The organism is Chroogloeocystis siderophila 5.2 s.c.1, assembly GCF_001904655.1.
GTDB classification, from domain to species: domain Bacteria; phylum Cyanobacteriota; class Cyanobacteriia; order Cyanobacteriales; family Chroococcidiopsidaceae; genus Chroogloeocystis; species Chroogloeocystis siderophila.
This window is the reverse complement of record NZ_MRCC01000008.1, coordinates 22,841-36,830: the sequence shown is the minus strand read 5'-3', so window position 1 is coordinate 36,830 and position 13,990 is coordinate 22,841. Positions and strand designations below refer to the sequence as shown.

Below are 13,990 nucleotides of genomic sequence, written 5' to 3'. Positions count from 1 at the left end.
TAAACTTCACGCTTTATCGACCTAGTTGAGATAAGATTAATCTTTATAAAGAACCAAATTTAAAAAGAATATTTTTTCTAAAAATAATCCGACTTGTAACACAATTATATTATGCAAAGCAATAGCTCAAAATCGCCAAACGCAAATTAGACATCGTGATCGCAGTTGTATATCTTTAGACAGTAAGCTTGCACACTTTGCAAATTGAGTGCTAAATGTGGAACTTTTATGACATAGTTAATTCCATAAATACGAGTGTGAATTGAATAGCTTACGCATCAAGATTTTTCTCTTGCATCATCAATACATTTAGCAAACTCTCAGCAATTAACAATGAACAACAAAGGTTTAATCTTGTGGCTAACTGGATTGAGTGGTTCGGGCAAAACGACTCTTGCTAAAGAAATTGAGCGCGAACTCAAAGAACGTGGTTGTTCAGTAGAGTTACTCGATGGCGATGTTGTTAGAACTAACCTTTCCAAAGGCTTAGGCTTTAGCCGAGAAGACCGAGACACAAATATTCGACGTATAGGCTTTGTTGCCAATCTCTTGAGTCGCAACGGTGTGATTGTCATTGCGGCTGTCGTCAGTCCCTACCGTGCAGCTAGAGATGAGTTGCGTCACACAACCGATAACTTTGTTGAAGTCTATGTTAACGCTCCGCTAGAAGTATGTGAAATGCGCGACGTGAAAGGATTGTATGCAATGGCAAGGGCGGGTGAAATTCGTGCTTTTACAGGAATTGACGATCCTTACGAAGAACCCTTAAACCCAGACATAGTTTGCTACACCGCCGCAGAAACCGTCGAAGAAAGTGTAGCTAAAGTTATAATGGAATTACAACGCCGAGAATATATCACTGAGAAACCGCAACTTGAGTATGTGATTTAATTTCGTCTGAGGCATTAACTATCAATCATGATGAGGGGCGAGGTATTGCTTTGCCCCTCACGGCTTTTAAAGAGCGATCGCTATCAACTGCGAGAAACACTTTATCAAACTTCCCTAACTTTGCAGTAATTAGCCGCAAGCTGAATTTAAGCTTAAGTGTAACGCGCCTACGAGCTTAAAAAGAGTAAAATTCAGCGTAAGCTACGGTGAATTGAAATTGTCAGCAGTCAAGCTTGAAGTAAGTGAGTTAACCCAAAGTCAGATTTCACAAGTGAAATTCCTTCTTAATATAGAAATTAAGGGCGATTGCATAACTCAACCATAGCTTGATCGCTCATAAGTCAGACGCGTTTATACTTGGCGCAAACTTGGCGATCGCGAAAATTTTCACAGGCGATCCACAAACATAGGGAGAAGAAACATGGCTGAAGCGCAACAACCACTAGACTACGAGTACGCGCTGGATCGCGATTGTACAACTTTGTCACGGCACGTATTACAGCAACTCCAAAGCTTCTCGCCGGATGCACAAGACCTCAGCGCCTTGATGAATCGCATCGCCTTGGCTGGTAAGCTCATTGCTCGACGTCTTAGCCGTGCAGGTTTAATGGAAGGTGTCTTGGGCTTTACGGGAGACGTTAATGTTCAAGGTGAATCCGTCAAAAAGATGGATGTCTATGCAAACGATGTTTTCATCTCAGTATTTAAGCAAAGTGGTCTAGTTTGTCGCTTAGCTTCCGAGGAAATGGAAAGACCTTACTACATTCCAGAAAACTGCCCGATAGGTCGCTATACACTACTTTACGACCCCATTGATGGCTCCTCGAATACAGATATTAACTTAAGCTTAGGCTCCATTTTTGCAATTAGACAGCAAGAAGGAGACGATAGCGATGGCGCAGCAACTGACTTATTACAAAGTGGTCGCAAACAAATTGCCGCAGGATACATTCTTTATGGTCCAAGCACAATGCTCGTGTACTCGATCGGCAAAGGCGTACACTCGTTTTCGCTTGACCCTAGTTTAGGCGAGTTTATTTTAACCGAAGAAAATATTCAAATTCCTGAAAAAGGAGCCGTATACAGCGTTAATGAAGGTAACTTCTGGCAGTGGGAAGAATCAATTCGCGAGTATATTCGCTACGTGCATCGTACAGAAGGTTATACAGCACGCTACAGTGGAGCTATGGTGAGTGATATTCACCGAGTTTTGGTGCAAGGTGGCGTGTTTCTCTACCCAGGAACGACAAAAAAACCTGACGGTAAAATTCGTTTGTTATACGAGTCTGCTCCTTTAGCCTTTTTGATTGAACAAGCAGGTGGAAGAGCAAGTACGGGAACCCAGGAAATTTTAGACGTAGTACCCAGACAACTTCATCAACGCACACCTTTGATTATTGGAAGTAAGGAAAACGTTGCGTTAGTAGAGTCATTTATTCAGCAACAAGCAAAAGAACAAAGCGAAAAAACAATGATGGCTCGTTCGCGCGTACCACAATAGGAGCGAGTTGCATAACATATTTTCTTATTCAATGAATAAAAGCGTTAACATCAGTAGGAGAGAATAGCAATGACTGATCAAGCAAGAAAACCCGCTAATCACTTGATCGAAATCAAGGAATACGGTCAAAGTATCTGGATGGATAACTTGACTCGTGACATGATTCAATCAGGCGAACTCAAACAGCTAATTGAAAACGGTGGAATTTGTGGTATCACCTCAAACCCAGCAATTTTTGAAAAAGCAATTAATGGTAACGTCATCTACGACGCAGATATCGAAGCGGGGATCAAGGCGGGGTTACCAACATATAAAATCTACGAATCACTGATTTTTGAAGATATTCGTAATGCGTGCGATATTCTACGCCCTGTGTATGAAGCCTCGAACGGTCTTGATGGTTACGTAAGTATCGAAGTACCGCCGACGATCGCACACGACACCGAAGCAACTGTCAAGGAAGCCAAGCGTTACTACCGAGAAATTGGTCGGGAAAATGTCATGATCAAAATTCCTGGTACCAAAGAAGGCTTACCCGCAGTTGAGCAAGTTATCGCGGAAGGAATTAATGTGAACGTTACGCTGCTGTTTTCAGTAAAAAGCTATGAGGAAGCAGCTTGGGCTTATATTCGCGGTTTAGAAAAGCGTGTAGCTGAAGGTAAAGACATCAGCAATATCGCCTCAGTTGCGAGTTTCTTCCTCAGCCGCATCGATAGCAATATCGATAAGCGCATTGATGACAAACTTGCTGAAGGCATTGATGATTTGAGCCTAAAAGCAAAACTCGAAGCGCTCAAAGGGAAAGTCGCGATCGCCAACGCTAAAATCGCGTATCAGAAATACAAGGAGATCTTTAGTAGCGATCGCTGGAAAGCGCTTCAAGAAAAAGGTGGTAAAATTCAGCGCTTATTATGGGCAAGCACCAGTACCAAAGACCCTAAATACAGCGATGTGATGTACGTCGATGAATTGATTGGTCCAGATACCGTCAATACTCTACCACCAAACACGATCGAAGCTTGTGCTGACCACTGTAATGTTGATAACCGCATTGAAACTGGGATCGAAGAAGCTTATAAATTGATCGAGAGCCTTAAAGATCCAGACATCAATATTAACCTTGATGAAGTCATGGATGAATTACTCGTCGAAGGTATTGACAAATTTGTTAAACCTTTCCAATCGTTGATGGATTCTTTGGAAGAGAAGGTAAGCAAATTATCCCCTGTTTAAGCTAGTTAGTTGTGAGCAATTAGCGAGTAGTAAGCAAGGTAAACTGCTAATTGCTAATTGTTAAATCAAGTCACGAAACCTTTACAAACACTATGGTCACGCTGCTAGAAAATCCGCTGCGCGTAGGGTTGCAACAAGAAAGAATGCCAGAACCTCAGATTCTGGTCATTTTTGGAGCATCAGGGGATCTTACCCAGCGTAAGTTGGTTCCAGCACTTTACAAACTACGCCGCGAACGACGCATTCCCCCAGAAACAACGATTGTTGGTGTCGCGCGTCGCGATTGGAGTCACGACTACTTCCGCGAACAAATGCGCGAGGGAATCGAGCAATTTTCCGACGGTCTTGGTCGCGAAGAACTGTGGCAAGAATTTTCTCAAGGATTATTCTACTGCCCAGGTGATATTGATAATCCCGAAAGCTATCAAAAGCTCAAAGAGTTATTAAGCGAACTTGATGGCAAGCGCGGTACGCAAGGCAACCGCGTATTTTATCTTTCAGTCGCACCAAAATTCTTCCCAGAAGCAATTCAGCAACTCGGAGAAGCAGGAATGCTTAGCGATCCTGTGAAACACCGTTTGGTGATTGAAAAACCCTTTGGACGAGATTTAGCTTCGGCGCGATCGCTCAACCGCATTGTGCAGAAAGTCTGTCGCGAAGAACAGGTTTACCGCATTGACCACTACTTAGGTAAAGAAACGGTGCAAAATCTGTTGGTCTTTCGCTTTGCCAACGCGATTTTTGAGCCGCTGTGGAATCGTCAGTTTGTCGACCACGTGCAAATCACAGTTGCTGAAACCGTAGGCGTAGAAGACCGTGCAGGCTACTACGAAACCGCTGGCGCATTGCGCGATATGTTGCAGAATCACTTGATGCAACTATTTTGCTTTACGGCGATGGAACCACCAAATTCACTCGATGCAGAGAGTTTCCGGACTGAGAAAGTCAAAGTTCTACAAGCAACGCGCTTAGCAGATGTGCAAAACTTAGACTTGTGTGCAGTGCGGGGACAGTACAGCGCTGGGTGGATGAAAGGCAAGAAAGTTCCAGGATACCGCGAGGAACCAGGTGTCGATCCGAACTCAACTACCAACACCTATGTGGCAATGAAGTTTATGATCGATAACTGGCGCTGGAACGGCGTACCATTCTATTTACGCACCGGAAAGCGCTTGCCAAAGAAAGTATCGGAAATTTCGATTCATTTTCGCGAAGTCCCAAATTTGATCTTTCAATCCGCTTCACAGCAGATGAATACAAACATTCTGGCAATGCGAATTCAGCCGAATGAAGGAATTTCACTGCGCTTTGAAGTGAAAATGCCAGGACCCGATTTGCGGACTCGGTCGGTGGATATGGACTTTAGCTACGGTTCAACCTTCGGGTTTGCCGCTTCGGATGCGTACGATCGCCTACTATTAGACTGTATGATGGGCGACCAAACCTTATTTACACGTGCTGATGAAGTGGAACTCGCTTGGCAAGTTGTGACTCCTGCACTCGCTGCTTGGGATGCACCCGCTGACCCTGCAAGTATTCCGCAGTATGAAGCCGGAACTTGGGAACCCGCCGAAGCCGAAGCCCTGATTAATCGCGATGGACGCCACTGGCGTAGACTTTAGTAGCAAGTAGGGGTGAGGAGTTAGTGCTTTCGTTCTAATCAAAATTCACTCCTAACCTCTGACAGCTGCTAGACAATCCTGTTATGCAAAAAAACAAAAAGAATTGAACTACCTTAAAAGCTAACGACTGACAGCCCATCACATTAAAACTGTAAAGTAAATTATGGCAATTCAATCTCCTCCAATTTTTTCACTTCAGGAGCCAAAGGATGTTTCCCTCGGTGAAATTGAGGCAGAACTCAATAAGATTTGGCAAAGTTACGGGACTACTGGAAACGGTGAGGGAAGTCCCGCAGCTACTCGTGCTACAACATTTAGTCTAATTGTTTACGAACCCGAAGAAACGCAACTCCTGCTCGCAAATTTAAATATTTATCGCGGTCCAATCGATGGCATTCCTGGACCGCAAACTGAAGCCGCACTCCGTGAATTTCAGAAAAAATATGACTTACCTGTTAGTGGTATGGCAACACCAGAAACACGGGCGAAATTACGCGAAGCTGTTGCACAGCAACACGGAAACGCTTCAGCTAATGGTGATGCGCCTTACAATTGGGATACGAGCAGAAATCCTAAAATTGCTGATGCGGTCGCGCTACGTAACCCGTGTCGCATTATCACACTTTGTCCCGTTGTCGGTGATGATGACGGCGTGACAGCACAAGTTTCAGCGTATTGTCCGATCCAGAAGCAATCTGCAACAACACTGATTTGTTGCGAATATATCACCTTCACGGGAACTGCCGCCGGATTAGAACGCATAGCAGGGATGATTGCGGCACTTCTTATCGGTGACTTGCCCAAGTTTATGTGGTGGAAGACAACGCCGGATCATCACAATCCACTTTTCAAGCGTCTCGCATCTGTCTGTAATTCGGTAATTGTAGACTCTAGTGGCTTTAATGCCCCCGAATTCGGGCTATTGCGCGTCCAAGAACTCGTCGAAGCAGGTATTCCAATCGCCGACCTCAACTGGCGACGCATATCAGCTTGGCAAGAATTAACAGCAGAAGCATTTGACCCGCCGCAGCGACGTGCGGCTTTAACTGAAGTAGACCGCGTTACGATCGATTACGAAAAAGGTAACCCTGCACAAGCTCTGCTATTTTTAGGTTGGTTGGCAAGTCGCCTGCATTGGCATCCGTGCGAATTTGAGCAGGAAGCAGGCGACTACGAAATTAAGCGTATTCGGTTTACCGCTCAAGACCAACGCCAAGTTGAAGCCGAGTTAGCAGCGATTCCTACAGCTGATAGCGGTGAGATTCCTGGAGATTTACTCGCGCTGCGCTTGAACTCGACGAACCCTAAAGCTGATTGCTGTACGGTAGTGTGTTCGGAAACAGGTGGCTGTATGCGCATGGAAGTCGGCGGCGGTGCCCAAGCGTGTCGTTTTCAGCAAGTATCATCGCTTGCTGACCAAAAAGCAGAAATTTTGTTGAGTCAACAACTGCAACGTGTCGGACATGAGGCACTTTATGAAGAAAGCCTTGCCGTAACCGCACAAATTCTACAACTCGCGCCGCGAAATTAGAAGAGTTTAGGGATCAGAGGTCAGGGTTATAAAAAAATACTAGCCTCTTCTATAAAGTGAGAATTTGAAACACATCCCTTAAATCCCAATTTCCAGCCTCTGATTCCACCTCGTCATGACTTATTGAAATAGAAATAACCATAAAGGTAATACAAGCAGCAATAAAACCGTAGAGACAACAATACAGCTTGCGACTAATTCGCGTTCTAAATTGTATTCTTCAGCGAAAATCAATCCAGCAAACGCTGAAGGCATTCCTGACATCAAGACCATAGCTAGACGGCGATCGCCAGATAATCCTAAACATAACGTCGTTAAAATACCGACTAACCCAGGAATAACGACGACTTTTAGCATCGCGGGCATAACTGCAAGCTTTAAACTCTTCCACCCGCGTAGTTGGGCAAGTCGCATTCCTGTTAGCAAAAACGCCGCAGGAATGACAATTCCAATCGATGCTTGCAGTCCTGATTCTACTAAAGCAGGTAATTCAATATCGCGTGTCAGGTAGCCCAGCACAAAAGTCCACAGCGTTGGTACAGTAAAAACATCTCGTAGCTGCACCCACCAATGATTCTGATGCGTTTCACGCGCAAAGTAACTGGCAATAAAGACACCAAAGCCATAAGTACCAATTAGATTGTGCGTCAGGCTGTAGAAGACGATCCAGTTTAGGTAAGTATGATCGATAAACGCTGGCGCGATCGCAAGTCCTACAAACCCAGTATTACCCAGTACCGCAGCTAAAATAAAACTGCCTTGAATCGCTGGGGAATTTAAAGCCGCAGCCATCGGCAAAAAAGCAAGTCTTTGTATTATCTTTAAACACAAAACGGCAACACCCAGCCCCAAAAGCAGTGCTGTGAAAGTAATAAATGGGGGAAGCGCGATCGATTGCGAAAAATCTGTCTGTCGCGCGAGTGCCAAAATTTCTATGGGAATGCCTACCCAATATAGGCTACGTCCTAGCAGGCGTGGTAACGTTTGCGGCAGAAAGCGAAAGCATAACAATCCTAAACTGGTCCACAAAATCAGTGGGAAGTAGGCATCAAATAGCGTTTGAGTCATTCTTGAGGGGTGAGGAGCGAAGATAATATAGCAGAGGTCAGAGGTCAGAATTAAAAGCTAGTTGAATCAGCACAAACCCCCCGTGCAGAGGTATCCTTTGCTCAGCGCAAACTTTACAAGACAACGGTTCTGAGTTTCCATCATGTCCTAATTGACCATTGCTGTACAACAGTCCCTTGGAAGCTAACTATATTCGTGACTTACCATCATGATTGTAGAAGCTAATGGCTAATCGCTCATCGGCAAAAGCTAATTCAAAACTTGCATTTGTCGAATTCGCCACGCGCTATTGCTGCGGACTAAATCGTATCTAACGCGGAGGTTTTCATCAGCATAGGAAGCACGTTGATTCAGCTTTCCCTGATCGTAAATTTGGGCAATTTCGCTAACGGTTGCTTGTACCGTTGCCAAATCTGGATTCGTCGCGTTGACTTGTAAGGAATCTATTTTTAGATTGTGCTGAAATTGTCGATGGCGGTTATTCGCGCGATCGCTCCTCACACGCTGTTGCCATTGTGCTAACGCCGGATCGACTAAAATGTTTTGCAAGCCTTCGATCGCATAATCAGTGCTAAAAGCCGCTGCTTTTGCCGACAGCCAACTCTGGATAACTTGCTCGGCGGTTGCCGCATCCAGCGGTTCAACAACAGGCAAAAATTGCGAACCAGGGCTAGGAATAGCAAGCAGTGGTTGGTTTAACTGTACTGCTAGTTGCTCGCCTGGTAGCGGTGGCGGTGCTGGATATAAGGTTTGGCGTAACCAACCGAAAGCTTGACCAAGCAGGGCAAAGACAAATACACTGCCAACAAGTCCGGCAAGGGCTAATAAAGCGATCATTGTTTTGTCTTTAACCGCAAAAGCTTTTCTTTTGCGTCTTTTTCTTTGGGGAACGCGTACGTGTTGCATAGCAGATGTTTGTGCAACTGTCAAGCCCCCTTTCTGCTGCATTGAAGTAGTCTGCACTGTTGTTGGTTCTAAGGTTACACTTCTAGCTTTATTTGCGGTAGTAGTACCATCTTTTGTCGTATGAACTGCTGTATTCGCAGTCGTCTTGCGTGTACGGTTTGACTTTTGCCTTTGCGGTTGAGATGCCGTATGAGTTGTTGATGTTGCTACCGTAGCCACGGTTTGTGAGGTGTCGCTTTGGTTGGGTAGTGCTTCTAAGTAAGTTTGAACGTGTTCGTCGGCAAAGTATTCTTTTAAAGAAGCTTGCTGGTGTTTTAAGTCGCGAAACTGGGGAAAAACTTCATTTTGCAGCCAACGTTCGGCATAAAGACACAAACCAGGTAATAAGTCAGGAGAACCTTGGGAATGTTCGCGAATAAATTCTAATGGTTCATGTTCCTGTGAAAGTTCTAATGCGCGATTTGCTTCGATGGTTTGACCTAAAAGCAGCGTTGCTATAGCGTGTTCTAAATACACATCTTGACGCTTAGTTTTAGCAAGATATTGTAACAACTGCTTCGCTTGCGAAATCAGCACAGGCATTCGCTGCGTAAAGCCTCGCGCGATTAAGGCGTACACCGCAAGATAGTTGGCTACTGCCGAAGGGCGTTTACTTTCTGCTTCAAATAAAGTTTGTTGTTCGGATATGCTGAGGTAAGTGCGCAGTTGCTGAATAAAGCGTAGAAAGTCATCAAGACTCAACCCTGAACCATCATCACTTGCACCATCAATTCCGCCGCGCGCATCAAGGATATCTTGTAATAACTTGAGTCCCAAACGTCGGCGTTCTAAGCTTGTGCCTTCTGGTTCGGCAAGCAATGCCAAAATTCTATAGGGACGCAATTTATTGAGGTCTGCGGCAATGTCGTTTCTGATGTTAAGAAACATACCTTCGCGCGTCAGCTGTTGTTCGCCGTTTTGTAGCGAGTTCGCCGCACTTTCATAGTTTCCTTGCTGCCATTGTTCGCGCCCTAGTTCTAAATATGCTAAGGCAACGGTTAACACAACATCGGCGCGGAGTTGATCGTCATTTTCGCGGTACGAGTGATTGAGATACGAATTTCCCAATGTTAAAACAAGTTCATATTCGCCGAGTTCTTGAAGAATCAGCAAAGCACCAGCGAATAAATTATCTGCAATCTCGATAATCGGCGTGTGCGGCGCGAAAATATCCTCAACGAGATATTCTGAATTTTCCGTGTCTTTTAGTGTTGGTTGCTGTTCGTAGCGATGCGCGAAATAATTTGTATCGTAAGTCTTACGCTGTATAGGGTCAGATAAAACTGCGTACGCTTGCTCGATCAATTGCTTGCGGGCGGCGATCGCTGCAGGTGAATACTCGCGCCGCGGTAACTGTTGTAGGCGATCGCGATAAGCTTGTTGTAATTGTTCGTGACTTGCCGCGACTGGCAGTCCCAAGATTCGGTAGTAGTCTAGTGGAATTTGCACAGCTTACTTCCCCTGCACCGCAAGTAACCAACTTAAACGAACGTTTTTCCGTCTCAGCAAAACCGTGCAATTATAATAACTTGAGAGCTTTATCCGCAACACGGATCTGCCCACAATAGTTAAAGTTACCTAACTTGAGATACTAGACAGTATACAACTATTCATCCTACTACGAGGATACGATACAGCAATGGTACAAGAACGAACATTACCCACCTTTTCTGCAACTACGGCGCAACTGAGTAAAGAAGAAGGTTTGCGGCTGTACGAAGACATGATTTTGGGGCGCTACTTTGAAGACAAGTGCGCGGAAATGTATTACCGAGGCAAAATGTTTGGCTTTGTCCATCTTTACAACGGGCAAGAGGCCGTTTCAACTGGCGTGATTCAATCGATGCGCCCTGGCGAAGATTATGTTTGTAGTACATATCGCGACCACGTTCATGCGTTGAGTGCAGGAGTACCAGCTAAACAAGTGATGGCAGAACTTTTCGGCAAAGCCACAGGCTGTAGTAAAGGGCGGGGTGGCTCGATGCATATGTTCTCCGAAGAACATCGCCTGCTTGGTGGTTATGCATTTGTCGCGGAAGGCATTCCAGTGGCTACAGGCGCAGCGTTTCAATCGAAGTATCGTCGCGAGGTGATGGGCGATGAAAGTGCCGATCAAGTGACGGCTTGCTTTTTTGGCGATGGCGCTTGTAATAACGGTCAATTTTTTGAATGTCTCAACATGGCGGCGTTGTGGAAACTGCCGATTCTTTATGTTGTCGAAAATAACAAGTGGGCGATCGGTATGGCGCACGAACGCGCAACCTCGCAGCCAGAAATTTATAAGAAAGCTAGCGTGTTTGGCATGGTGGGCGTCGAAGTTGATGGCATGGATGTTTTAGCTGTGCGCCAAGTTGCGCAAGAAGCTGTAGCACGCGCTCGCGCAGGCGAAGGTCCTACACTAATTGAAGCATTGACCTATCGTTTTCGCGGTCACTCACTGGCTGATCCGGATGAATTGCGCAGCAAAGACGAAAAAGAATTTTGGTTTGCCCGCGATCCCATCAAGAAACTTGCTGCGTATTTAACTGAGCAGAATTTGGCATCGCAGGCAGAATTGAAACAAATTGAACAGCAAATTCAGCAAGAAATTGACGAAGCGGTGAAGTTTGCTGAAAGTAGCCCAGAGCCAGATCCTAATGAATTGTATCGCTACATCTTTGCAGAAGATTAATCAACTGTGATGGGCAACACAATATTTGCTTGGGCAATGGCTAATTGGTAAAAGGTTAGAGAACGCTCCTATTACCAATTACCCGTCTTGTATTTTTATCGATTTTCAGCGAATTATAGGGAATTATCGTGTTTGCGATCGCCTGTTCTCAACAACAATACAAAACCTACACCCTCGTCGATAAAGCCGCTAATTCAGTTGTAGAGATTGTCCCCGAACGCGGCGGAATTGTCGCTCGTTGGTCGATTCAAGGTCAAGAGATTTTCTACTTAGACGCGGAACGGTTTGCGAATCCGGACTTGAGCGTACGTGGTGGAATTCCGATTTTATTTCCGATTTGTGGAAATTTACCAGACAATACTTATACGCACAATGGGCAACACTACACGCTCAAACAACACGGCTTTGCCCGCGACTTACCCTGGAAAGTCACTGACGAGGATACGCAGAACCAAGCCAGTATAACGCTCGTTCTAGAAAGCAACGAAACGACGCGTGCAGTCTATCCGTTCAATTTTCAGCTAGCGTTTACATATCAGCTACAAGCAAATCAATTAGCGATTTTGCAACGTATTACAAACCACTCCGCAGTTGCTATGCCCTTTTCGTTAGGACTACATCCTTACTTTCTGGTACACGATAAAACGCAGTTGCAATTCACTATCCCCGCGACGGAATATCAAGACCAGCGTACCAAGACGCATCACGCCTTTACAGGTTTTGATTTTGAGCAGGATGAGATCGACGCTGCGTTTCGACCGCTGAATGCTGCAAATGCCAGTGTTCGCGACCGCGATCGCGGTTTACAGTTACACCTGAGTTGGGATGATACGCATTACACAACCTTCGTTTTCTGGACGCAAAAAGGCAAAGACTTTTACTGTGTCGAGCCGTGGACTGCACCGCGTAATGCCCTCAATACAGGCACTGATTTGATCTCCTTAGAACCTGGTGCAAGTTTGAATACTTGGGTAAATATGAAAATCACTTTTTTATAGAAATTTTTACCAAATTCTGAATTTATGTGGTATCTTAATAAAGTTGCCAAAAAGCATCAGGCATCTGGGTCGCTAACTCAACGGTAGAGTACTCGGCTTTTAACCGATTAGTTCCGGGTTCGAATCCCGGGCGACCCATGGATATTTAATTGCTGGAAGCTATACATAGATTACAACGGTTCTAGCTGTTTTTTATGACAATGAAAGTCGTAGCGTAGCTATTGACTTTGTATAAAACTTGTATAAAGTTTCTCTCGTTGACGAGTTAGGGAGAATTACCAGAAATAAAGATCCCAAAGTATTCTCTGAATATAATTGCTTATAAGTTGAAAATTATCTTAAGATTAGCGTAAGAATTACGTTTGTCTTAAGACGACTAGCTGATTATCAAAATTAGGAGGACTATCTATGGCGCTCGTACCAATGCGGCTGCTGTTGGATCATGCGGCTGAAAACGGTTACGGCATTCCAGCTTTCAACGTGAACAACATGGAGCAGATCCAGGCAATTATGCAGGCTGCTAAAGAGACAGATAGCCCCGTGATCTTACAAGCTTCTCGTGGCGCACGTAAATATGCTGGTGAAAACTTTTTGCGTCACTTGATTCTAGCAGCAGTAGAAACCTATCCTTACATTCCTATTGCCATGCACCAGGATCATGGTAATGAGCCAGCAACTTGCTACTCTGCGATGAAAAATGGCTTTACCAGCGTGATGATGGATGGTTCGCTGGAAGCAGATGCGAAAACTCCTGCAAGTTATGAGTATAACGTTAATGTTACCCGTGAAGTCGTGAAAGTTGCTCACGCGATCGGTGTTAGCGTTGAAGGTGAACTCGGCTGTTTGGGTTCCTTAGAAACTGGTATGGGTGAAGCTGAAGATGGTCATGGTTTCGAGGGTAAACTTGACCACTCCCAACTATTAACCGATCCTGACCAAGCAGTTGATTTTGTTGAGCAAACTCAAGTTGATGCTTTGGCGGTAGCAATTGGTACTAGCCACGGTGCTTACAAGTTTACTCGCAAACCGACTGGCGAAATTTTGGCAATTAGCCGAATTGAAGAAATTCACCGTCGTCTACCAAATACCCACTTGGTAATGCATGGTTCTTCTTCAGTACCTGAAGATCTGCTAGAACTTATTAACCAGTATGGTGGTACAATTCCTGAAACTTACGGTGTACCTGTAGAAGAAATTCAAAAAGGTATCAAGAGTGGCGTCCGTAAGGTAAATATCGATACTGACAACCGTCTGGCGATTACCGCAGCAGTACGCGAAGCTTTGGCAAAAGATCCTAAGGAGTTTGACCCGCGTCACTTCCTCAAGCCTTCGATTAAGTATATGCAGAAGGTTTGTGCTGACCGCTATCAACAGTTTGAAGCTGCTGGTCAAGCTAGCAAGATCAAGCAAGTTTCGCTCGATGAGTTTGCAGCCAAATACGCTAAGGGTGAATTGAGCGCTGTAACGAAGAAGACAGTTTCTGTGTAAGAGATTTGTTGGTTGGTTTTTGGGGCGGGTGGTCGTCGGGCT

10 protein-coding genes and 1 tRNA gene are annotated in these 13,990 nt (G+C 45.0%); 9 read left to right on the top strand and 2 right to left on the bottom strand.

The window, feature by feature from the left end:
• Window positions 1-303 precede the first annotated feature (303 nt).
• The 5 genes from cysC to opcA all read left to right on the top strand — a co-directional run bounded on the left by cysC (window position 304) and on the right by opcA (window position 6,778).
• Entirely contained in the window at window positions 304-891 is a 588-nt protein-coding gene (gene cysC / locus NIES1031_RS10970) for an adenylyl-sulfate kinase (RefSeq protein ID WP_269086006.1), read from the top strand.
• 421 nt (window positions 892-1,312) lie between these two features.
• The gene (fbp, locus tag NIES1031_RS10965; RefSeq protein WP_073549440.1) at window positions 1,313-2,392 is read left to right on the top strand and encodes a class 1 fructose-bisphosphatase; all 1,080 of its coding nucleotides are present in this window, start codon (window positions 1,313-1,315) and stop codon (window positions 2,390-2,392) included.
• Window positions 2,393-2,461: 69 nt separating this feature from the next.
• Window positions 2,462-3,625, top strand: coding sequence for a transaldolase (gene tal, locus NIES1031_RS10960; RefSeq protein ID WP_073549439.1), 1,164 nt, complete (start codon window positions 2,462-2,464; stop codon window positions 3,623-3,625).
• 92 nt (window positions 3,626-3,717) lie between these two features.
• On the top strand, window positions 3,718-5,247 hold the full coding sequence (gene zwf, locus NIES1031_RS10955; RefSeq protein ID WP_073549438.1) for a glucose-6-phosphate dehydrogenase: 1,530 nt from the start codon (window positions 3,718-3,720) through the stop codon (window positions 5,245-5,247).
• 163 nt (window positions 5,248-5,410) lie between these two features.
• Window positions 5,411-6,778 (top strand): glucose-6-phosphate dehydrogenase assembly protein OpcA, encoded by a 1,368-nt coding sequence (gene opcA, locus NIES1031_RS10950; protein ID WP_073549437.1) that lies wholly within the window; start codon window positions 5,411-5,413, stop codon window positions 6,776-6,778.
• Between the two features lie 120 nt (window positions 6,779-6,898).
• On the opposite strand, the gene NIES1031_RS10945 is transcribed toward opcA, so the two are convergent.
• The gene (locus NIES1031_RS10945) at window positions 6,899-7,846 is read right to left on the bottom strand and encodes an AEC family transporter (RefSeq protein WP_073549436.1); all 948 of its coding nucleotides are present in this window, start codon (window positions 7,844-7,846) and stop codon (window positions 6,899-6,901) included.
• A 249-nt stretch (window positions 7,847-8,095) separates the two neighbouring features.
• Window positions 8,096-10,240, bottom strand: coding sequence for an IMS domain-containing protein (locus NIES1031_RS10940; RefSeq protein ID WP_073549435.1), 2,145 nt, complete (start codon window positions 10,238-10,240; stop codon window positions 8,096-8,098).
• A gap of 190 nt (window positions 10,241-10,430) precedes the next feature.
• On the opposite strand from NIES1031_RS10940, the gene pdhA reads away from it, so the two are divergent.
• The 4 genes from pdhA to fba all read left to right on the top strand — a co-directional run bounded on the left by pdhA (window position 10,431) and on the right by fba (window position 13,948).
• Window positions 10,431-11,462, top strand: a complete 1,032-nt coding sequence (gene pdhA, locus NIES1031_RS10935; protein WP_073549434.1) for a pyruvate dehydrogenase (acetyl-transferring) E1 component subunit alpha — start codon at window positions 10,431-10,433, stop codon at window positions 11,460-11,462.
• A gap of 125 nt (window positions 11,463-11,587) precedes the next feature.
• Window positions 11,588-12,460 carry an aldose epimerase family protein gene (locus tag NIES1031_RS10930; RefSeq protein WP_218596780.1) on the top strand — a complete coding sequence of 291 codons (873 nt, stop codon included), beginning with the start codon at window positions 11,588-11,590 and terminating at the stop codon, window positions 12,458-12,460.
• Between the two features lie 66 nt (window positions 12,461-12,526).
• Window positions 12,527-12,598: transfer RNA gene (locus tag NIES1031_RS10925), tRNA-Lys, on the top strand.
• A 270-nt stretch (window positions 12,599-12,868) separates the two neighbouring features.
• Window positions 12,869-13,948 (top strand): class II fructose-bisphosphate aldolase, encoded by a 1,080-nt coding sequence (gene fba / locus NIES1031_RS10920; RefSeq protein WP_073549432.1) that lies wholly within the window; start codon window positions 12,869-12,871, stop codon window positions 13,946-13,948.
• The last annotated feature ends 42 nt before the right edge of the window (window positions 13,949-13,990 follow it).

Coding starts and splice junctions, on each gene's coding strand:
- NIES1031_RS10945 (WP_073549436.1), bottom strand. CDS start 7,846: ATGACTCAAACGCTATTTGATGCCTACTTCCCACTGATTTTGTGGACC.
- pdhA (WP_073549434.1), top strand. CDS start 10,431: ATGGTACAAGAACGAACATTACCCACCTTTTCTGCAACTACGGCGCAA.
- opcA (WP_073549437.1), top strand. CDS start 5,411: ATGGCAATTCAATCTCCTCCAATTTTTTCACTTCAGGAGCCAAAGGAT.
- tal (WP_073549439.1), top strand. CDS start 2,462: ATGACTGATCAAGCAAGAAAACCCGCTAATCACTTGATCGAAATCAAG.
- fbp (WP_073549440.1), top strand. CDS start 1,313: ATGGCTGAAGCGCAACAACCACTAGACTACGAGTACGCGCTGGATCGC.
- zwf (WP_073549438.1), top strand. CDS start 3,718: ATGGTCACGCTGCTAGAAAATCCGCTGCGCGTAGGGTTGCAACAAGAA.
- fba (WP_073549432.1), top strand. CDS start 12,869: ATGGCGCTCGTACCAATGCGGCTGCTGTTGGATCATGCGGCTGAAAAC.